At 35.2% G+C, this 18,086-nt stretch carries 22 protein-coding genes; 12 read left to right on the forward strand and 10 right to left on the reverse strand.

Annotation, left to right across the window (positions count from 1 at the left end; translation table 11 throughout):
- Nucleotides 1-88 precede the first annotated feature (88 nt).
- The 4 genes from NQ163_RS07430 (at nt 89) to NQ163_RS07445 (ending at nt 3,910) form a co-directional block, all read left to right on the forward strand.
- Entirely contained in the window at nt 89-1,759 is a 1,671-nt protein-coding gene (locus NQ163_RS07430) for an alanine/glycine:cation symporter family protein (RefSeq protein ID WP_268189670.1), read from the forward strand.
- Between the two features lie 86 nt (nt 1,760-1,845).
- Nucleotides 1,846-2,358, forward strand: a complete 513-nt coding sequence (locus NQ163_RS07435) for an SRPBCC family protein (RefSeq protein ID WP_268189671.1) — start codon at nt 1,846-1,848, stop codon at nt 2,356-2,358.
- A 9-nt stretch (nt 2,359-2,367) separates the two neighbouring features.
- The gene (locus NQ163_RS07440; RefSeq protein ID WP_268189672.1) at nt 2,368-3,180 is read left to right on the forward strand and encodes a helix-turn-helix domain-containing protein; all 813 of its coding nucleotides are present in this window, start codon (nt 2,368-2,370) and stop codon (nt 3,178-3,180) included.
- A 178-nt stretch (nt 3,181-3,358) separates the two neighbouring features.
- Nucleotides 3,359-3,910, forward strand: a complete 552-nt coding sequence (locus tag NQ163_RS07445) for a carboxymuconolactone decarboxylase family protein (RefSeq protein WP_268189674.1) — start codon at nt 3,359-3,361, stop codon at nt 3,908-3,910.
- A gap of 47 nt (nt 3,911-3,957) precedes the next feature.
- Here the strand turns inward: NQ163_RS07445 and NQ163_RS07450 are convergent, their stop codons facing one another.
- The 8 genes from NQ163_RS07450 to NQ163_RS07485 all read right to left on the reverse strand — a co-directional run bounded on the left by NQ163_RS07450 (nt 3,958) and on the right by NQ163_RS07485 (nt 9,168).
- On the reverse strand, nt 3,958-4,524 hold the full coding sequence (locus NQ163_RS07450) for a pentapeptide repeat-containing protein (RefSeq protein ID WP_268189675.1): 567 nt from the start codon (nt 4,522-4,524) through the stop codon (nt 3,958-3,960).
- 2 nt (nt 4,525-4,526) lie between these two features.
- Complete coding sequence (locus tag NQ163_RS07455) at nt 4,527-5,852, reverse strand: MutS-related protein (protein ID WP_268189676.1); 1,326 nt, start codon at nt 5,850-5,852, stop codon at nt 4,527-4,529.
- 84 nt (nt 5,853-5,936) lie between these two features.
- Nucleotides 5,937-6,725, reverse strand: a complete 789-nt coding sequence (locus tag NQ163_RS07460) for a PhzF family phenazine biosynthesis protein (RefSeq protein ID WP_268189677.1) — start codon at nt 6,723-6,725, stop codon at nt 5,937-5,939.
- Complete coding sequence (locus NQ163_RS07465; RefSeq protein WP_268189678.1) at nt 6,722-7,102, reverse strand: nucleoside triphosphate pyrophosphohydrolase family protein; 381 nt, start codon at nt 7,100-7,102, stop codon at nt 6,722-6,724. Before NQ163_RS07465 ends, NQ163_RS07460 begins: the two co-directional genes overlap by 4 nt.
- Nucleotides 7,103-7,347: 245 nt before the next feature.
- Entirely contained in the window at nt 7,348-8,064 is a 717-nt protein-coding gene (locus tag NQ163_RS07470; RefSeq protein ID WP_268189679.1) for a hypothetical protein, read from the reverse strand.
- Between the two features lie 289 nt (nt 8,065-8,353).
- On the reverse strand, nt 8,354-8,551 hold the full coding sequence (locus tag NQ163_RS07475) for a PspC domain-containing protein (protein WP_268189680.1): 198 nt from the start codon (nt 8,549-8,551) through the stop codon (nt 8,354-8,356).
- A gap of 11 nt (nt 8,552-8,562) precedes the next feature.
- Nucleotides 8,563-8,817 carry a hypothetical protein gene (locus tag NQ163_RS07480; protein ID WP_054714877.1) on the reverse strand — a complete coding sequence of 85 codons (255 nt, stop codon included), beginning with the start codon at nt 8,815-8,817 and terminating at the stop codon, nt 8,563-8,565.
- Nucleotides 8,818-8,922: 105 nt separating this feature from the next.
- Nucleotides 8,923-9,168 carry a hypothetical protein gene (locus NQ163_RS07485; RefSeq protein WP_268189681.1) on the reverse strand — a complete coding sequence of 82 codons (246 nt, stop codon included), beginning with the start codon at nt 9,166-9,168 and terminating at the stop codon, nt 8,923-8,925.
- A 731-nt stretch (nt 9,169-9,899) separates the two neighbouring features.
- Here NQ163_RS07485 and NQ163_RS07490 point away from each other — a divergent pair.
- The 6 genes from NQ163_RS07490 (at nt 9,900) to NQ163_RS07515 (ending at nt 16,183) form a co-directional block, all read left to right on the forward strand.
- Nucleotides 9,900-10,130 carry a DUF2061 domain-containing protein gene (locus NQ163_RS07490; RefSeq protein ID WP_120239759.1) on the forward strand — a complete coding sequence of 77 codons (231 nt, stop codon included), beginning with the start codon at nt 9,900-9,902 and terminating at the stop codon, nt 10,128-10,130.
- Between the two features lie 12 nt (nt 10,131-10,142).
- Complete coding sequence (locus NQ163_RS07495; RefSeq protein WP_268189683.1) at nt 10,143-10,619, forward strand: precorrin-2 dehydrogenase/sirohydrochlorin ferrochelatase family protein; 477 nt, start codon at nt 10,143-10,145, stop codon at nt 10,617-10,619.
- Between the two features lie 3 nt (nt 10,620-10,622).
- Nucleotides 10,623-12,398 carry an assimilatory sulfite reductase (NADPH) flavoprotein subunit gene (locus tag NQ163_RS07500; protein WP_268189684.1) on the forward strand — a complete coding sequence of 592 codons (1,776 nt, stop codon included), beginning with the start codon at nt 10,623-10,625 and terminating at the stop codon, nt 12,396-12,398.
- Between the two features lie 222 nt (nt 12,399-12,620).
- Entirely contained in the window at nt 12,621-14,327 is a 1,707-nt protein-coding gene (locus NQ163_RS07505) for an NADPH-dependent assimilatory sulfite reductase hemoprotein subunit (protein ID WP_268189685.1), read from the forward strand.
- A 10-nt stretch (nt 14,328-14,337) separates the two neighbouring features.
- A complete protein-coding gene (cobA, locus tag NQ163_RS07510; protein WP_268189686.1) occupies nt 14,338-15,156 on the forward strand; it encodes a uroporphyrinogen-III C-methyltransferase in 819 nt (272 codons plus the stop codon).
- A gap of 301 nt (nt 15,157-15,457) precedes the next feature.
- Nucleotides 15,458-16,183, forward strand: a complete 726-nt coding sequence (locus NQ163_RS07515; protein ID WP_268189687.1) for a head GIN domain-containing protein — start codon at nt 15,458-15,460, stop codon at nt 16,181-16,183.
- Nucleotides 16,184-16,445: 262 nt separating this feature from the next.
- Here NQ163_RS07515 and NQ163_RS07520 read toward each other — a convergent pair whose 3' ends face one another.
- Entirely contained in the window at nt 16,446-16,679 is a 234-nt protein-coding gene (locus NQ163_RS07520) for a hypothetical protein (RefSeq protein ID WP_110361579.1), read from the reverse strand.
- Between the two features lie 39 nt (nt 16,680-16,718).
- Nucleotides 16,719-17,087 carry a hypothetical protein gene (locus NQ163_RS07525; RefSeq protein WP_268189688.1) on the reverse strand — a complete coding sequence of 123 codons (369 nt, stop codon included), beginning with the start codon at nt 17,085-17,087 and terminating at the stop codon, nt 16,719-16,721.
- Between the two features lie 129 nt (nt 17,088-17,216).
- On the opposite strand from NQ163_RS07525, the gene NQ163_RS07530 reads away from it, so the two are divergent.
- Nucleotides 17,217-17,432, forward strand: coding sequence for a hypothetical protein (locus NQ163_RS07530; protein ID WP_268189689.1), 216 nt, complete (start codon nt 17,217-17,219; stop codon nt 17,430-17,432).
- Nucleotides 17,433-17,599: 167 nt separating this feature from the next.
- Nucleotides 17,600-17,911: a hypothetical protein gene (locus NQ163_RS07535; RefSeq protein ID WP_268189690.1), complete on the forward strand. Its 312-nt coding sequence runs from the start codon at nt 17,600-17,602 to the stop codon at nt 17,909-17,911.
- Nucleotides 17,912-18,086 lie beyond the last annotated feature (175 nt).

Below are 18,086 nucleotides of genomic sequence, written 5' to 3' on the forward strand. Positions count from 1 at the left end.
ATAAATATGGCAATTCAAAATAAACTCTTATCTTAGATGACTTTCAAAAAAATGAATCTATTACCCATTACCAATTTAACCTATATTTATGCATAACCTTAATGATTTTCTAACTTTAATTGAAGGATTTTTAGGAGGAAGCAAATGGTTTCCAATTTTATTAATCGGAACTGGCTTGTTCTATACCATTTATTTAAAGTTTCCCCAATTTCGATTTTTTAAACATGCCTTAAAGGTGGTAACCGGAAAGTATGACAAACCTGGTGAAAAAGGTGATGCATCTCATTTTCAAGCTTTAACTACTGCACTTTCGGGAACCGTTGGCACAGGAAATATTGCTGGTGTTGCATTGGCAATTTATTTAGGAGGTCCGGCAGCCTTATTTTGGATGTTGGTGACAGCCTTTTTAGGGATGACAACCAAATTTGTAGAGGTAACGCTCTCTCATAAATATCGCGAAACCGACGAAAAAGGATTTATTTCGGGTGGACCAATGTACTACATGAAGAACAAGTTGAATATGCGTTGGTTGGCTGGAATCTTTGCAGTCATGACCATTTTCTCATCTTTCGGTACAGGTAGCTTGCCTCAAATTAACTCCATTTCCAACTCCATGTTTACTACATTTGGTTTTAACAAGATGTTGGTTGGAGGAATTCTTACCGTTTTATTGGCATTTGTAATTTTAGGTGGAATTAAGCGTATTGCCAAGGTTACCGAAAAACTGGTTCCTACAATGGCCATTATTTATTTTGTAGGTGCATTGGCAGTAATCTTTTACAATTACGAAAACATTATTCCTTCTTTCGTATCAATATTTACCAATGTATTTACTGGAACAGCTGCTGTTGGAGGTTTCTTAGGAGCTGGCTTTTCTTACGCCCTAACCAAAGGGGTTAACCGTGGTTTGTTTAGTAATGAAGCCGGTCAGGGATCTGCACCAATTGCACATGCCGCTGCAAGAACCGAAGAGCCTGTTTCGGAAGGTATGGTGGCTATTCTTGAGCCTTTTATCGATACCATCGTAATTTGTACCCTTACAGGATTGGTGATTCTATCATCAGGCGTGTGGACCGAAAAATTACCAAACCAATTCCAAGCTACCGATATGGTGGTAATGGCAGATCAATACGATGACACAAATGAGGAAGATCGCGAAAAACTATATCACTTTTTAGGTGGAGCTTCAGACTTACCTCTGTTTACCGGTGATTTGCTTGTCGAGAATGGCGAAATCAAAAATGAATTAAGCATTATTAATGCCCGTTCTGTAGCAGAGAATATTAAAATCTATGACTCAGAAGACAATTTATACAATGGTATAGTTGCCATTTCCAATGGAAAATATTTATCAGAAAATGGTGTGATATTTAAAGGAAACTCGCTGGTACACTCGGCACCATTAACCGCCGAAGCATTTACCCGAAGCTTATTGGGCGACTGGGGAAAATGGATTGTTTCCATTGGACTGCTTTTGTTTGCCTTTTCAACTGCAATTGCCTGGGCCTATTACGGAGGACGTTCAGTTACCTACCTGTTTGGGGTTAAAGGAGTGCTTCCTTATCGCATCATCTATTGTATTGGATTTTTTATTGCATCCTTTGCCGATACTACAATCATTTGGACAATTTCAGGTATTACCATCGTTCTAATGGCACTGCCTAACCTTATCGGGATATTAATGCTGCATAAGGATATGAAATCAACATTAAATACATATTGGGATAAATTCAAAAAAGAATATCCTTCAGAAGTATAAAAATATTTCAACCAGAAAGAAAAGGAACAGAAATTTGTTCCTTTTTTTGTATTTTAAATCGAACAAAACAATAAGGGTAAACCGTTATGAAAGAAATAAATTGGACGAAATTTGTTCGAAAGATTCATATTAAATCATCCATCGATAAAGTATACAAATGCTGGGCAACTCAACACAAACTGGAAAGATGGTTTCTGAAGAAAGCGGAATTCAAATCAGAAAACAATTTGCCCAGAGCAAGTAAAGAATTTATTCAAACTGGTGATACCTATTCGTGGCAATGGTACAATTGGGAAGGTGTGGAGAAAGGAAAAATAATAGAAACCAACGGAAAAGATAAAGTCGTTTTTGCTTTCGCTGATAATGAAGTAGAAGTATTACTAACACGAGAAAAAGGCATGACCTTAGTTTGCCTTACTCAAAGTAAAATTAAAACAGATGAGACAAGCAAAATGAATAATTTCGTAGGCTGTAGCAATGGTTGGACATTTTGGATGACCAACCTTAAGGCATATCTTGAATACAAAATTCTATTGCATAACAAGCGAGAAGATCAGTTATTGAATCCAAGCGATGGTTTCGAGTACATTAACGTTTAAATATTACGAATGCTTCATATCTATTCAAACAGAAAGGATTCATCCTACTTTTCATTTTCGAATGAAATACAAAACGAAAACCAGACTTACAAAATATTTTGGCAGCGAAGCGGATGTTCACGTTTAATTGTTGATGGAATTGCCTACACAATTAAGGAGAACCAAATTCTATTTCTCACACCTCTTAATCAACTTGAGGTGGCAGAAAGAAATTCCACTTTAAACCAACTGTCTTTCAATCGGGAATTTTACTGTATTCAACAACACGATCAGGAAGTATCATGCTATGGATATTTGTTTTTTGGATCATCTGAGGTTCCAATTGTTTCATTGGATTCGAAAGAGCAGGAAAGCTTTGATTTGTTGATAAAGGTGATTCTTGAAGAATTTGAAAATTTGGACCACATACAGGGAGAGATGCTTCAGGTACTGCTTAAAAGATTTTTGATTAAATGTACCAGACTGGCTCGAAAAACATTGACAAATCCAGATATTAATCAGGATAAATTGGATATCATCAGAAGGTTTAATGTATTGGTTGAAATGCATTTTAAACAGAAACACAAAGTTGCTGATTACGCCGAATTGCTAAATAAATCACCCAAAACCATTTCTAATTTATTTGGAGAGTATAATGATAAAACTCCTTTGCAGGTAATTCAGGAGCGAATTGGCTTAGAAGCGAAAAGACTATTTATTCATACAGATAAAACCGCAAAAGAAGTCGCCTATGAACTAGGCTTTGATGATGCGGCCCAGTTTAGTCGTTTTTTCAGTAAAGTAGTTGGTAAAAGTCCAACTGATTTTAAAAAAGCACAATAAATTAAGCTTAAACCCACAGGCATATTGCTTAAGTATCATGAAAAGGAGACAATGAAAAAAACTTATGGATTATAAGTAAAAGGAAAAATTGCCAAGCCAGTGGGAAGAATTGCCATTCTTTCCACTTTTTATTTCCTGCACTTTTGTAATAACAAATTAATTATAAAAGGATAGAGAGATGAAAACAATCAATGTACCAACAGTAAATCAGCTTGACGAAAAAGCACAAGGCATTCTAAACAATGTAAAAGGTCAATTGGGTATGATTCCTAATTTATATGCAACCATTGCTTACTCGAGTGATACTTTAGAAAATTACCTGAACTTTTCGAGTAAAGCTGGTAAAGAAAGTTTTTCTGCAAAAGAAATGGAAGCCATTAAACTTGCTGTATCGGAAGTAAATGGATGTGAATACTGTTTGGCTGCCCATACAGCAATAGCAAAAATGAATGGCTTTACAGAAGAAGAAAGCATTCAGCTGCGTGAAGGAAGTATTGCAGATTCAAAATTGAAAGCTTTAAGCAGACTTGCTGCTGATGTAGCTACTAACAGGGGAAGAGCCAGTGAAAGTAATTTGGAAAATTTCTATGCAGCAGGATTCAATGAGAAAGCCTTAATCGATTTTCTGGCAGTTGTAATGGAAATATCATTCACCAATTACACTCACAACTTGACAAAAGTTCCTGTTGATTTTCCAAAGGCAAAAAAATTAAGCAAATCTGCAGCTTAATGTAAGCAAGTATAAATACAGTAAACCCACCAAACAGGTGGGTTTCTTTATTTTATTACAATATCATACTGCTGTAACAAGCCAGCTAAATCTTGCCTGGAAAACTTAGCCTTTTTTATTTTATTCGACTCGGGATGAATGGAATAATTACTTGCCAAACTTAAATCTGCTTTCTCTAAATTGGTAAACTCAAATACAGCTCCTGCCAAATCACAATTCGTAAATAAAGCTTGAGTCAAATCAGTTTCTGCAAAATCAACTTCGTTTAACTGGCAGTTTACAAATCGAATTGCTTTTAGTTTGAGTTGGTAAAAAGAACTTAGATTTAGCATACAATTGGTAAAACCCAAAGAAAGCAATAGCTTGTTGCAATCCTGAAATGCAATGCCCAACATTTTACACGATTTGAATTGAACATCCCTAAAGGCCGTATGATTCACTTTGGCATTGCTCAAATCACAGGAATCAAATTCACATTCCAAAAAAACAACATTCGATAAATCAGCATTGGCAAACCTGCAGTTTACAAACCTACAATTGTCATATTCAGCCTTTGGTAATTCTGCTGTCGAAAAATCCTGATTTTCGAAAACTTCTTCTTCAATATAATCCATTCTTACGCTTCTAAAAGTTCTACAATTCCTTCTCGCTTTACAATTGCCAGTCCATGACGTTCGCTTGATATTCCCTCTACAAGTTGATAGGTATTAATAGGAATATCACCTTCTAATCGAGAATCAAAATATTTTAAATCAGCTAAACTTCCTTCCTTCAATTGATCTCCCACTTCGGAGATATGGCTCGAAATTATAAATAAGGATCCTTTCGATTTTAAAAAGCCTTTTGTAATCAATAAGCTGGCATCGTAAGCATCCTTTACATTGGTTCCTCTGAATAATTCATCGAAGATAACAAATAACTTTTTGTGAGATTTTAAATTCAAAGCGGTTTCTTTAATTCGCTTCACCTCGCTATAATAATGACTATAGCCCAATTTGATGTCATCGGACAAATTAATGGTAGTAAACAATCCGTTGAAAACAGACAGCTTACAAGTTTTAGCTGGAACAGGAAAACCTATGTGTGCCAAATAAACGGATAAGGAAACCGCTTTTAAAAACGTAGACTTTCCTGCCATATTGGCTCCTGTTAAAAAACAAAGGTTATTATTACTTCCCAATTCGAAACTGCAAGGAACAGGTGCTTCTACAAAGGGGTGAAATATATCCTTTGCCTTAAACCCGGGAACATCAGAATTCTTCATTTCAGGAAAATGGAAACTACTCTTCGTATAAAAATTAGATACAGACAAATAAGCATCAAGCAAATAGGTTCTCTTTATTATTCTTTGCAGCAACTCTACATAATTCTTTCTAATCATGGAATCAAATCGATTCATCTGCCTGAAGGAAACTTTCTTTTTATTAGGTTTTAGCAATCCTTTCAAGTTTTCATCCGTTCTTAACTGTTGAATTTCGGTCTTTAATTCCTCAAAAAACTCAGGAAGTTTTGCACCTGATTGTTCTACAAGTACATGTAAATTTGAAATTTGTTTTCCTATATATTCCAAAGCTCTCGAAACAATAAAGTAATCATTATTAGGCTTAAAGAAATAAGTTATTCGATCACTCAATGCATCAATAAAACTATCGCGAAGTGGCACCGTATTTTGATTCAGATAATACTCTAAAATATCGAGCACATTGTCATTTAAACACACAATAATATGTTCCTTAAGCTTACCCACAAATTTAATTGTCTCAACTCTATTATTAATAACATCAATTTCATTTGATGGTGTTTCCATTAAATGAATCAGAGCATTGTAACCTCCTTTTGTTTTTGTTGAATTGAATAAATTTAGAATGGAGATATCACCATGATGTTTCGGTAATAAATTTAAATCATTAACTGTTTGCGGATCTGTCTTGAATTCTATCATAACCAAAACTACATATTATTATAAACAGAAACGACCTTAAAATTAGTTTTCTAAGGTCGTTTTAGTTTATTTAACATTTCTAAATTAATCTAAATAGATTTCTCCCACACTATAGCTTACTGCGTGACCAGCTATTTTTACCCGATCTTTACCATTTGTGCAATACAGCACACCTTTTCGGTCTGACAATTGATTAGCCGATAATTCATTCTTTCCAAGTTTTTCGCTCCAAAAGGGAATCAGTGAGCAATGTGCCGATCCAGTAACCGGATCCTCGAAAATGCTTGCTCCCGGAGTAAAAAATCGAGAAACAAAATCAACTTCCCGACCAAGGGCGGTACAAACAATTCCTCCATGTCCCAAATCAATTCCTTTCAATTTATTTTCATCAGGTTCCAAAGCCAGAATATCGTCTTCATTTTCATACAAAAGAACATAATCTCTAGATTGGTACACCTCTAGAGGTTTAATATTCAAACTGTCTTCAATAATAGATGGCAAGGAAGTTGGCACAGGCATTCTGGAAGGAAAATCCAGTACATATCTATCACCCTCAAAAGCAACTTCTAAATCTCCACTAGCTGATGTAAAACGAATGTTATCTTCCGGATAATTCAAATGTTTTTTAATGACATGAGCCGTTGCCAAAGTGGCATGCCCACAAAGATCCATCTCGATCTCTGGTGTAAACCATCTGATGTGAAAACGATCGGCTTCAGGTACAAAAAAAGCGGTCTCTGCCAAATTGTTCTCCTTTGTAATACTCAGTAACAAATCGTCTGAAAGCCATTCTTCCAAAGGAACTACACATGCAGGATTCCCACCAAACAGCTTATCCGTAAAAGCATCTATATGATATTTTTTCAAGTTCATTTGCTTATAATTTTCTTGATATCGGGTTTTGTGTACAAAGTAGATTTAATCACCTTACCATCTTCTCTGTATAAAGGTTTTCCATTCTCGTCTAATTTGCTCATGTTGCTGCGGTGAACCTCTGAAAAAATCTCAGCATATTTGTCCTGAAGTCCAAATTCCAAAACCGTTCCCATAACTACATAATGAATATCTGCCAATGCATCGGCAACTTCAACAATATTACCCGATTCCCAAGCAGCTTTCAACTCATCAACTTCTTCCTGAATAATATTTTGTCGTAACTCGCAGCGTTCAACACTTGGAATATTAGGTTGTTCTTCCACATTTACCCCGAAGGCATCGTGAAACTCATGGACTTTATCTAATGCTTTCATTCAAATTCTTTTTTAATCTTCTGATATAACTATTGATATAAAACTACAATCTTTGATAAGAAAGCTCCAAAAGCAAGGCTTTCATTTTTTTAAAACCAAGGAGTTTACCAAATGTAAATGACTGCTTCTAAAACGAGACTAAGGCAGCATTTGTAGTTTTCTTGCAAAGATTAAATATCACCAATTCTTTTAAAACAAAAAAGGCTTCCAAAAGGAAGCCTTGTAAATATTATCAATACCTGATCTTATTTCAATGTTACCGCGAAAGTAAGAAATAACTTTTCTGTTGCCGGATTCAGAGTTAATCCACCACGAATAGGCAATGAAAACTTATCTGTTAATTTAATTTCATCATACATGGTAACATTCATGTTTACTACATTAAATTTATCGTCATACATTCCTTTAAATGGTGAAAAACCTAGTGCATAAGAGAATTTCTTGCCACCAATTAAGTTCGAATATCCCAACTCAAAATAAGTAGAATAATTCTGATCTCCATTTTCATCCTTATCAAACTCTCCATAGAAAAGAACCGATCCCATTACAGAAACAGGAAACTTTGCACAACCCTTATACTTAGCTGTAGCATCAAACAAATGAACAGAGTTTTCGCTATCGAAATCAAAAAATTTCGATTTTTCGAAATTAGGACGTGGACAATAGAAATCGTAAACACTAAATTGAAATAGAGGAGTGTTATACGAAACATACAAGTCAACCTCCTGGTAGCTATCATCTGTTGCATAAGCTCCCCATGCACCAAATGTAAAACGACCGGTTTGAATCTCCAGCGTTGGCTCAATAGTAGGTGCTGTACCACTATGACTACCTCTCCATAAGTGTTTACTTACAAAGTCAATACTGCGATTAACTTTAGTTTTTGATGGAAGTTTTTCAGCATTAACTCCCAAACAAATGCATACCAACCCAATTAAAGGAATCAGTTTTTTTAGGTTCATCTGTTAGAATCTTTAAGTGTTTGTGTTTGTTTTAAAAGAAAGGATATTTCAGACTTAAACAGCTATTTATCAACCCGATTAGGCACATGATTTATCCATCTCTAAAAATCGCAGCAAAAATAGAAGATTAGAATATTCGAAATCATGACAAATGTGGTCTTTTTAAAGAATTTTTCGCTGTTTTTTAACACAAAACATAAACTGCGGAAATGCTGGGGTATAAAAAAAGGAAAGCCATTGCTTTCCCATTAACCTGAGTTCGATTATTATATTTTATAGTAAAAAATCTTTACAACACTTCGTAATAATCCGGCATTACAAACCAAAGTATAACATAGATTAATAATCCTGGAAATCCTGCACTAAAAATAGAAACTAGCACATAAAGAATTCTTACAAGTGTTATGTCTAAGCCCAGGTATTCAGCAATACCCGCACAAACACCTGCAATCATTTTATTGGATGATCGCTGTAGTTTTTTACTCATTATATTCTTACTTAATCGTCAAATTCTTCGTCGTAAAGATCCTCTTGGTTTTCTAACTCATCATTGTAAAAGGTTTCAGCCTCATCCAACAAATCTTCGATCAAATTCTGATCTTCCGGTGTTTTATCCATCCAGTAAATGGTCTGGTTTGAATTAAAATCTTCTACATCACATTCGATAATGCATTTAGGCGAACGTGTGTGAACGATGAATAGAGTATCTGGTAACTCCTGCGAATTGTCTGCTAATAAAAACTTTGGTAGCATAGTATTTAATTATTAAATGTGCTGTAAATATAGGAAGAGATTGAATTCCAAGCAACAAAAATGAAGCGAACACTCATTAATTTTTAAAACTCGTGTAATGGCTTCTTACAAATCAGACTCTTGACCACTTTCCTCTTCCTCTATTTCCTGGCCAAAATCACTGTCAACATCTACTTTTACCAGGATATTGTACTCTTCAGTACTTATGGGAAAAGCATAAAAGCTCTTATCTGGACCCAATCGATAAAAATTTATATCATCTTCAAATCCGTAAGGATAAAAATTCTGAACCAAATTCTTTAATTCCGAATCCAATTTCTTAAAACTTACAATTCTATTTTTCTTTGTCATTATTTAAAAAATTATACTCTGTCAATTTTAGTTTAATTCAACTTAAGAGATGAAAAATAATTGTAAAGTCTTCTTTATTAAATTCTTTATTTTTTTTCCAACAAAAAATTATCATTGCGTAATGTTACATTTTTCACCTTCGATTGACTCTCTGTAAGGTTAGTATTTGTAACGCAATTGCTTATTTATTTTTGCTTTCAGTCAAAGTAAACGAAAACGATTTCAAAACAGTGGATGCATTCCATACCGAAAATATTTTTAGATCAACTGTTTGTAATATTCAAAATGAATTCCTAAAATTGTAGCCGAAATAAAGATCGAATTATCCTATTTAAACAAAACAATGAATAACATTCTTGGAAATACAATCACTTCTCCTTTTGCAGGTACAGCTTGTTGTTGTATGTGTATGGATTGTATTGAACTGCAAGAAGGAGTTGTTTAAATTTATAGTAGGACAGAAATAACAGCACAAGCCTTTTTGCAATAGCAGAAAGGCTTTTTTTATGGATTTACATGTAATCAAAACAGAAAATTTATTCATCAATTGTAACACAAATGCAAAACGAAAAATCACATATCAATCAAATCTCACATCAAATGATGTGTTGTTGTATGTGTATGTTATGGTATCCTCCCTAGCAGAATTCGTTATGCATATAAGTGAACTAGCATACCGAGCCTTTCTGCGAACCAGAAAGGCTCTTTTTTTTATGAGTAAGCTGAATGAAATGAAAGAAAAAACTTACAGAAGCATTGCAAAAACCATTTCGTGGAGAACCATTGGGACAATTGACACGGTGCTGATTTCGTGGTTGGTGATTGGAGATATCACTTGGGCAATGTCGATTGGTGGTGTTGAATTATTCACGAAAATGGGACTCTACTTTCTACACGAAAGAACCTGGAACAAAATAAAGTTTGGAAAGGAAGATAAACACCCGGTTGATTATCACATTTAAAAACAAATTATCATGTCGAAGAAACAATTTTTACCCATAGCAATAGATATTACCAATAAGAAAATACTAATTATTGGTGGTGGCGAAGATGCCTATAAGAAATTAAAGATTTTACAGCGAAGTACTGATTTGGTAGAAGTTCTGGCTCCAAATATCATTAGCTGGATTAAGAATACAGGAATCAAATATCACGAACAACAGTACGATAAAGAGATTCTGAAAAATTACTATTTGATTTACAGCTGTGTTGAGGATCCTGCCTTTGTGCGACAACTAATTCGTGATTGTAGAGAAGCCAATGTGCTGCTAAATGTTCACGACCAGCCTGATTTTTGTGAATTTGTTTCTCCGGCAATCTATAAACAAGATAATATCAGTATTGCTGTAAGTTCTAATGGTGAGGATGTATTTAAATCCATCAAAATCAGAAATCAATTAAAGGACTATTTCGAAAACTACAGACTTCAAAAACTCTTAATTGCAAACTAGATCATGACAAATCAATATCAAATAAATAGCGAACAGCTTAGCCAAATTAATGAGCTGGTAAAAGAACTAAACAAAGAACAGTTGGTTTGGTTGAACGGATACATTTCAGGCTTGATTAATGGCAACACAAGCAGTACAAACAAACTTGCAAGGGCAACACCAAAAGCATCAGAAAAAATTGCCATTTTGTATGGTACACATACCGGACACAGCAAAGAAATTGCTCTTGACTTATACGATAGACTTAACTCCCTAGGCTTTTCACCTTCGCTTAAGGCTTTGGATGAATACAAGAAAACTGATTTGAAGAAAGAACAGTACCTGTTTCTGACTGTAAGTACTCATGGTGAAGGCGAACCTCCTATTCAGGCAGAAGATTTTCATGAATATGTTTTGGGTAAGAGAGCTCCGAAACTTGAAGGAACAAAGTTCTCGGTACTGGCTTTAGGCGATAAATCATACAAGAAATTTTGCCAAACCGGAGTTGATTTTAATGAAGCATTCAAAAAGTTAGGAGGCGAAGAAATCGTTCCCATTCATAAAGCAGATGTTGCATATGAAGAAATAGCCAACAGTTGGATTGATTCTGTTGCAAGTGAACTTCAAAAAATTCAGCCAGCAGCAAACTCAACTGTTTCCGTTGAAAATACTACTGTCAAAAAGAAGAAATTCAACCGAAGCAATCCGTTCTATGCCGAGGTTCTTGAAAAAGTTCGAATTACAACTGAACAATCAGAAAAAGAGATTTACCATGTTGAAATATCGCTGGAAGATTCAGGTATAGAATATCAGGCTGGCGACAGCATAGGAGTTCTCCCAAATAATCCTGTCGATTTGGTTGATTTGATCATCAATCATTTTGCAGAAGACCCTGAACGGATCGTTCGAATTGGAGGTAAGGAGGTAAGTTTGTTTAGAGCATTGCAGCACAAGCTTGAAATAACAGTTTTAAATCGTGAGGTTCTTGAGAAGTACAACGAGATCGTAAAAAATAAAGAGCTCGCTACCTTGCTGGAAAATGAAGAAGCTCTGGATCAATATCTTTATGGAGCTGATACGATTGACTTACTGGAAGATTTCCCCGGAGAAATTAAGGCCGATGAATTTATTGGAATTCTAAGAGTGTTGTATGCTCGCCTCTACTCTATCTCTTCCGGTCCGACTCAAAATCCCGAAGAGGTTCATATCACAGTTGCTTCTCTTAGATACAAACACAAGAAAAGAGATCGAAATGGTGCATGTTCCACTTACATTTCAGATCAAATAAATGTAGGCGATCACATCCCTGTTTTTATAGAGAAGAATGAAGCTTTTCGATTGCCAAAAGAAACCAATAAGCCTTTGATAATGATTGGAGCAGGTACCGGAGTAGCGCCATACAGAAGTTTCCTACAGGAAATTGAACAAAACAACAAGCAAACCAATAGCTGGCTATTTTTTGGAAACCAGCGTTTTAAAGAAGATTTTTTGTACCAGGTAGAATGGCAGAAATATTTGCAAAAGGGAGTTCTAAACAAATTGGATGTTGCCTTTTCTCGCGATCAGAATGAGAAAGAGTATGTACAGCATAAACTCAAACAAAAAGCATCTGAGGTGTTTCAATGGTTAGAAAACGGCGCTCATTTTTACATCTGTGGTGATAAAAACTACATGGCAAAAGATGTGCAGGAAAGCTTAAAAGAAATCATTACCAGCGAAGGTGGCGTAACAGCCGAAAAAGCAGAAGAATATCTGAAAAAATTAAAGAAAGAGAGACGTTTACTTCTTGATGTTTATTAATAATTATAAGTTAGGAATTATGAATTATTTTAGGCGTAAGCTTTAATATACAAGGTGAATAATAAGCCACTAAATTATCAAGAACAACCCTATTCTGAAAGCTTTCGAATACCGTTTCTTTGCAGATCGAACAAGTTCTTTGGTATACAATAAAAGGCTACTTCCATGCCCTCACAAATTTCAATTCATAAATCCTAATTCATAACTCATAAATCAAAAATCATGTCAGATCAAAATATAAATTGGGCAGACTTGTCCGAAGTTGAAAAAATTAAAACCGATAGCAATTATTTGCGAGGAACATTGGCTGAAAGTCTTGCCGATCCCATTACAGGAGCAATCGCAATTGACGACAGACAAGTATCGAAGTTTCATGGCATTTACCAGCAGTTCGACAGAGATACCGAAAGGGAACGAAAAAAGACAAAACTGGAACCCGACTACTCTTTTCTTATCAGGGTAAGAGTACCTGGTGGATTGGTGAATGCGGATCAGTGGTTGCAGATGGATCAAATTGCAGATGAATACGCCAACGGTACGCTAAAGCTCACTACCCGTCAAGCCTTTCAATTTCATGGCGTTTTAAAGGGTAATCTGAAACCAAGTATTCAATCTATAAACAAGGCATTGCTTGATACCATTGCGGCCTGTGGTGATGTAAACCGAAATGTAATGGCCAGTCCTCATCCCTATGGTTCCAATGTATTCGATCAGGTTCAGGATTATGCCAGCAAAGTAAGCGATCATCTTACACCGCGTACGCCTGCCTATTACGAAATTTGGTTGGATCAGAAAAAGGTAGCCGAAGGATCGCAAGGAGAAGTTGAACCTTTGTATGGTCCGGTTTATTTGCCGCGTAAATTCAAGATTGGTTTTACCATTCCTCCTTTTAACGATACCGATGTATTTACTCAGGATATCGGCTTTATAGCCATAGAAAACAATGGTGTACTGGAAGGTTTTAATGTTGTTGCAGGCGGTGGAATGGGAACTACTTTTGGCGATGCTGAAACCTATCCCCGACTGGGAACTGTATTGGGCTTTGTAAAAGCGGAAAATACGGTAGATATTGCCGAAAAAATTGTGCTGGTTCAGAAAGAACAGGGGAACCGAAAAATCAGAAAAAATGCACGTTTAAAATATACCATCGACCGATTGGGCATAGATAAATTTAAGGAACTGCTGCACGAAAAGTTAGCTTACAAACTGGAAGCTGCACGAGAATATGCCTTAATCAGAAACGGCGATAAGTTTGGATGGCATCAAAGTGTGAATGGCGACTGGTACCTTGGATTATTTATTGAAGGTGGTAGAGTGAAAGATGTTGAAAGTATAAAGACAAAAACTGCTTTGCGGGAAATTGCTGACTTGAATATTTCAGATTTTCGTCTTTCAGGGAATCAGAATCTGATTCTTGGAAAAATAAAGGCCGAAGACAAGAACAAAATCAATGAAATCCTGAAAAAGTACGATTCACTTCCGAGTACAATATCGGGAACAAGATCGAATTCCATTGCCTGTGTAGCTTTGAACACATGTAGTTTGGCTTTTGCCGAGGCCGAAAGGTATTTGCCGGGTTTAATCGATAAAATTGAAAGTAGCTTAAGCGATTTTGGCTTATTTAAAGATGAAATTGTAATTCGAATGACTGGTTGTGCAAATGGCTGTGGAAGACCTTATGTAGCAGAAATAGGATTTATTGGAAAGGGTCCGGGCAGGTATAATCTTTACCTGGGAGGAAACTTTAAGGGAACAAGACTAAATAATCTGTATCGCGAAAATGTAAACGAAGAGGAAATTCTTCAAGAGCTTCGCCCCATACTGCAAGATTATTCGCAAAACAGAACGGAAGGAGAAGCTTTTGGGGATTTTGTTATCAGAAAGCAATACGTAAAGAAAATCGTAAATCCTAAAGATTTTAAACACTAAACTTTGTGCAATGAGTCAAGGAAAAATTTGGATTGTAGGTGCCGGACCCGGCGCCTCCGATCTTCTTACCATACGAGCTTTAAGAGCTTTGGAATCGGCAGATGTAATCCTTACCGATGCCCTAATTACGGATGATGTTCGCAGTCTGTTTCCTGAAAAATCGATTGTTATTGAGGTTGGGAAACGTTCGGGCGATGGAATAAACCCTATGGAAAGACAGCAAAACATCCACAATCAAATGATGATGTATTACAGTTTGGCTTATCAGGTTGTAAGACTAAAGTCAGGCGATCCGATGGTTTATGGCCGGGGTGTAGAAGAAATCAGGTTTTTATTGGAATCGGATGTAGAGTATGAATTGATACCAGGAATTAGTGCAGGCATGGCTGCTGCAAATGAATTTTGGGTTCCACTTACCGAAAGAGGAAAATCATCAGGCATTCACTTTCATTCGGCCATTAAAGTTGGAGGAAAGAAAAGCGATTTAGATGGTATTGTTAAGGAAATAGAAAATAACGATACGGTTGTGATTTACATGGGATTGGAACGCTTAAGCGAGATGGCCTTTGAGCTCAACCAAAAGCTTTCGAAAGAAACCAATATCAATGTGATTTCGAAAGTAAGTTATACCGATAGTGATATTTTAAGTGGAAACACAAAGTTCTTTAGTAAAATTGATCCATCAGATTTACCTGCTTCACCAGCTGTTATCATATTGGGAAATCATACAAAAGTACCAGGAAAAAGAACCTCCAGGAGGACGGACAAGAAATCAATAAAAAGCCGTGTGAGAAAATTATTAGCACAGCCTTTCCTGAATTTATTTTAATTCAGAAAAATTTTCATGCAACTGTAAACTTAAGCTTATCGTCTTTACTTCAGATCATTTATAGACCTGAAGCTTCTACAGCAAATCATTTTATTCAATTCACCTGTAACTTGAAGCCTACACTTGGCGTCATATAATACAAATTGTATTACAAAATGATTGGTAGAACATTTTGCTTATTACAATTGTTAATGCCGATACACAATCACAGAGTTATATTTTTATCGCTCGTTTTGATTGGTAATTGGTATAATATGATTAGAAACCTGGAATTAAACTATTTCATTAAAATCTTATACGCATGAAAAAATTATTGAAAAAAATGTCCCTTACACTAATTGCGTTAACTATGGTATTTTCGTCGACCGTAAACGCTCAATTCTGGGGAACAAAAGGCAATGGAATTGTAAAAAAACAAGATAGAGAAATTGGTTCTTTTAGCGCAATTTCGTCTAGTAGTGGTATCGATGTTTACCTACGACAAGGTGATAAAGAATCGGTAACTGTTGAAGCGGATGAAAACCTTCTTGATTTGATTGTTACCCGCATAAAAGGTGATAAGCTGGTTATTAAAACGGAAGATCCAATTCGTAGAGCCAAGAAGCTTAATGTTTATGTAACCTTTGTGAAGGTGAATGAAATTAGCGTTTCGAGCGGTTCCGATCTTGAATCAAGTCACCCACTAAAGTTTGAAGATCTTGATATTTCGGTTAGCTCTGGTGCCGATGCTGAACTTGAACTTAAGGCAATAAATCTTACCTGCTCGGTAAGTTCTGGTGCCGATGCTAATCTTTCGGGTACAGCGAATTCTTTCTACGGAAAAGCAAGCAGTGGTAGCGATTTAAGAGCAGCTGATTTAAAAGCTAAAATTTGCAAGGCAAAAGCCTCAAGTGGTGGCGACGTATCGGTTTATGCAATTGAATCCATCGAAGCATCGGCAAGTTCTGGTGGTGATGTAAATTACTATGGAGAACCTGCAAAAGTAAATGTGAGCAGCTCCAGCGGTGGAGATGTTAGCAGAAGATAATATAAGGTGAATTCAATTTTAACAGGATCATTTAAGCTTACAAAATTTGAAAGTGAAATTTCATATCAAACAAGCTGTTAGCAATTTGCTTTTAGATTTTAAATCGCTGAATTGACTTTTTTAAAAACCAATGGCCAAATGCTAAAAGCCAATGGCCTGAACCTTAACATCTGGTTAAAGCAATTTATCAGTGTAATAATCTGTTTACGAAATGACCTTAAGATAAAGAAAGAGCAGCAAAATTGCTGCTCTTTTTATTTGACTATTTCTTTCTTTTCGCCTCTACTTCTTTCAGGTATTCATCCAATCCTTCAAAAGGCTTATAGTTTTTAGGAATTCCCAACTTTGCCGAAGGATCGTTTGCCGATAAATCAACCTTAGCTCCACATTCCGGACAACTTACCGTATGATGATTGGTAATCTCTAAAATCTTTACAATCATTTCCTTTTTACAAGTCGGGCATTCTATAATTACATCCTGATCGTTAAAATCCATATGCTATATTTTTATTACTGAAAAAACAAAAGTAAAAATTTAATCTTCATCCAAGTCACTTTTGGGTAGTTGCTTTTCTATTGAACCTATTTCTTTGTATAGCTGAATTATTAATTTTTCTTTTTCTAGTGCTTGTTTTTCAAGCAGTTTAATCATTCCGTCTTTTTCAGCACATTTTCTACAAGTATAACATGGATCTGACTCGTTCAAGCTTACAATTTCCTCTTCGAAAAAGTAACTCACTGGTTTTTTAAAGTGTCCAGCTAATAATTCTAAAGTTTTCACCGACATTGTTTCATTTTCCATCATAGGATTAAATCCTCCAGGAGTCATATTTACAATTTTAGCTGCAGCTCTTTTACTCAAGTTTTCCTTATTAATCAGGCTCCATACTTTATTATAGTCCATAGAAAATAAATTAGCATATTAAATGTTTGAATTATCAGATTTTTTATCCGATATTTATTACATATTTTATTATTATTATTACAATCGTATTACAAAATCTACAAATCAATTCTATTTAATCAAAACAAAATGAAAAAAAAGAAAAACATGAATTTCCGGACATACTACAATCAGCTAGCTGATTTGAATCCACAAACCGAACTGAGAGATGAAATTTGTAAGGAAATAGGTATAGCCATATCCACATTCTACTTGAAGCTACGCAGCAATAGCTTCAACTATCTTGAAAAAAAGGAAATTGCTAAAATAACCGGAAAAAAAATAGATGAGCTTTTCCCTAAATAATAAAAACAATTAATGCTTCGAACAATAGTGAAATTATAATAAGCCTTAATTGAATTTTTAAATTCTAAGTCCACAAGCAGCAAAATCTATATTAAATAAATCAAAGCACAAATGATTTATCATACACTCAGAAAGATAATAAGTCGAACACTAACTCTAACTTAGCAATGAATAAATATATCGCAAAGTATATCATTCTCACTTTTTCTGACTCTCTGGATTTTGATTTTACAAATAAGGTCAAAGTTAATAGTCACAGTGTTAAACTATTAACAAAAAAAACTTCAACCCGTATTTTTGCTCTTACCATATCATTTTACGCAGAAAACGATACAATGGCATTGCTCTCGGCCAAAGTCAATGACTATTTTTCTGTAATTATTTTTAAGAACAGAAGCATACCAATCAACTATCATTTAGAGCTATACAAACATGTTTGTTTTTGGAAAAAGCAAATTCTTGACAAGTTTTATTACTAAGCTAGATATAAGATTTCACCATTTGGCTTTATAACGAATAAATACAAGTGTTACAACCAATCTCCAATTCCACTTTTTACAAGACTTAGCCAGAGGAAATAAATAGACCACAACACTTCCACTACAACACACTTATAAACAAGTTTGTAAATGTTGCTGCAGATTGCAGGAAGCT

Source organism: Marinifilum sp. D737 (assembly GCF_026672275.1).
In the GTDB taxonomy this organism is placed as follows: Bacteria; Bacteroidota; Bacteroidia; order Bacteroidales; family Marinifilaceae; genus Marinifilum.

What these genes read in the sequence shown, in the direction of transcription:
- NQ163_RS07525 (WP_268189688.1), bottom strand. Translation starts at nt 17,087, where the DNA reads ATGGACTATAATAAAGTATGGAGCCTGATTAATAAGGAAAACTTGAGT.
- NQ163_RS07535 (WP_268189690.1), top strand. Translation starts at nt 17,600, where the DNA reads ATGAATAAATATATCGCAAAGTATATCATTCTCACTTTTTCTGACTCT.
- NQ163_RS07450 (WP_268189675.1), bottom strand. Translation starts at nt 4,524, where the DNA reads ATGGATTATATTGAAGAAGAAGTTTTCGAAAATCAGGATTTTTCGACA.
- NQ163_RS07495 (WP_268189683.1), top strand. Translation starts at nt 10,143, where the DNA reads ATGTCGAAGAAACAATTTTTACCCATAGCAATAGATATTACCAATAAG.
- NQ163_RS07500 (WP_268189684.1), top strand. Translation starts at nt 10,623, where the DNA reads ATGACAAATCAATATCAAATAAATAGCGAACAGCTTAGCCAAATTAAT.
- NQ163_RS07480 (WP_054714877.1), bottom strand. Translation starts at nt 8,817, where the DNA reads ATGCTACCAAAGTTTTTATTAGCAGACAATTCGCAGGAGTTACCAGAT.
- NQ163_RS07465 (WP_268189678.1), bottom strand. Translation starts at nt 7,102, where the DNA reads ATGAAAGCATTAGATAAAGTCCATGAGTTTCACGATGCCTTCGGGGTA.
- NQ163_RS07475 (WP_268189680.1), bottom strand. Translation starts at nt 8,551, where the DNA reads ATGAGTAAAAAACTACAGCGATCATCCAATAAAATGATTGCAGGTGTT.
- NQ163_RS07430 (WP_268189670.1), top strand. Translation starts at nt 89, where the DNA reads ATGCATAACCTTAATGATTTTCTAACTTTAATTGAAGGATTTTTAGGA.
- NQ163_RS07485 (WP_268189681.1), bottom strand. Translation starts at nt 9,168, where the DNA reads ATGACAAAGAAAAATAGAATTGTAAGTTTTAAGAAATTGGATTCGGAA.
- NQ163_RS07470 (WP_268189679.1), bottom strand. Translation starts at nt 8,064, where the DNA reads ATGAACCTAAAAAAACTGATTCCTTTAATTGGGTTGGTATGCATTTGT.
- NQ163_RS07530 (WP_268189689.1), top strand. Translation starts at nt 17,217, where the DNA reads ATGAAAAAAAAGAAAAACATGAATTTCCGGACATACTACAATCAGCTA.
- NQ163_RS07490 (WP_120239759.1), top strand. Translation starts at nt 9,900, where the DNA reads ATGAAAGAAAAAACTTACAGAAGCATTGCAAAAACCATTTCGTGGAGA.
- NQ163_RS07445 (WP_268189674.1), top strand. Translation starts at nt 3,359, where the DNA reads ATGAAAACAATCAATGTACCAACAGTAAATCAGCTTGACGAAAAAGCA.
- NQ163_RS07520 (WP_110361579.1), bottom strand. Translation starts at nt 16,679, where the DNA reads ATGGATTTTAACGATCAGGATGTAATTATAGAATGCCCGACTTGTAAA.
- NQ163_RS07505 (WP_268189685.1), top strand. Translation starts at nt 12,621, where the DNA reads ATGTCAGATCAAAATATAAATTGGGCAGACTTGTCCGAAGTTGAAAAA.
- NQ163_RS07435 (WP_268189671.1), top strand. Translation starts at nt 1,846, where the DNA reads ATGAAAGAAATAAATTGGACGAAATTTGTTCGAAAGATTCATATTAAA.
- NQ163_RS07515 (WP_268189687.1), top strand. Translation starts at nt 15,458, where the DNA reads ATGAAAAAATTATTGAAAAAAATGTCCCTTACACTAATTGCGTTAACT.
- NQ163_RS07440 (WP_268189672.1), top strand. Translation starts at nt 2,368, where the DNA reads ATGCTTCATATCTATTCAAACAGAAAGGATTCATCCTACTTTTCATTT.
- cobA (WP_268189686.1), top strand. Translation starts at nt 14,338, where the DNA reads ATGAGTCAAGGAAAAATTTGGATTGTAGGTGCCGGACCCGGCGCCTCC.
- NQ163_RS07460 (WP_268189677.1), bottom strand. Translation starts at nt 6,725, where the DNA reads ATGAACTTGAAAAAATATCATATAGATGCTTTTACGGATAAGCTGTTT.
- NQ163_RS07455 (WP_268189676.1), bottom strand. Translation starts at nt 5,852, where the DNA reads ATGATAGAATTCAAGACAGATCCGCAAACAGTTAATGATTTAAATTTA.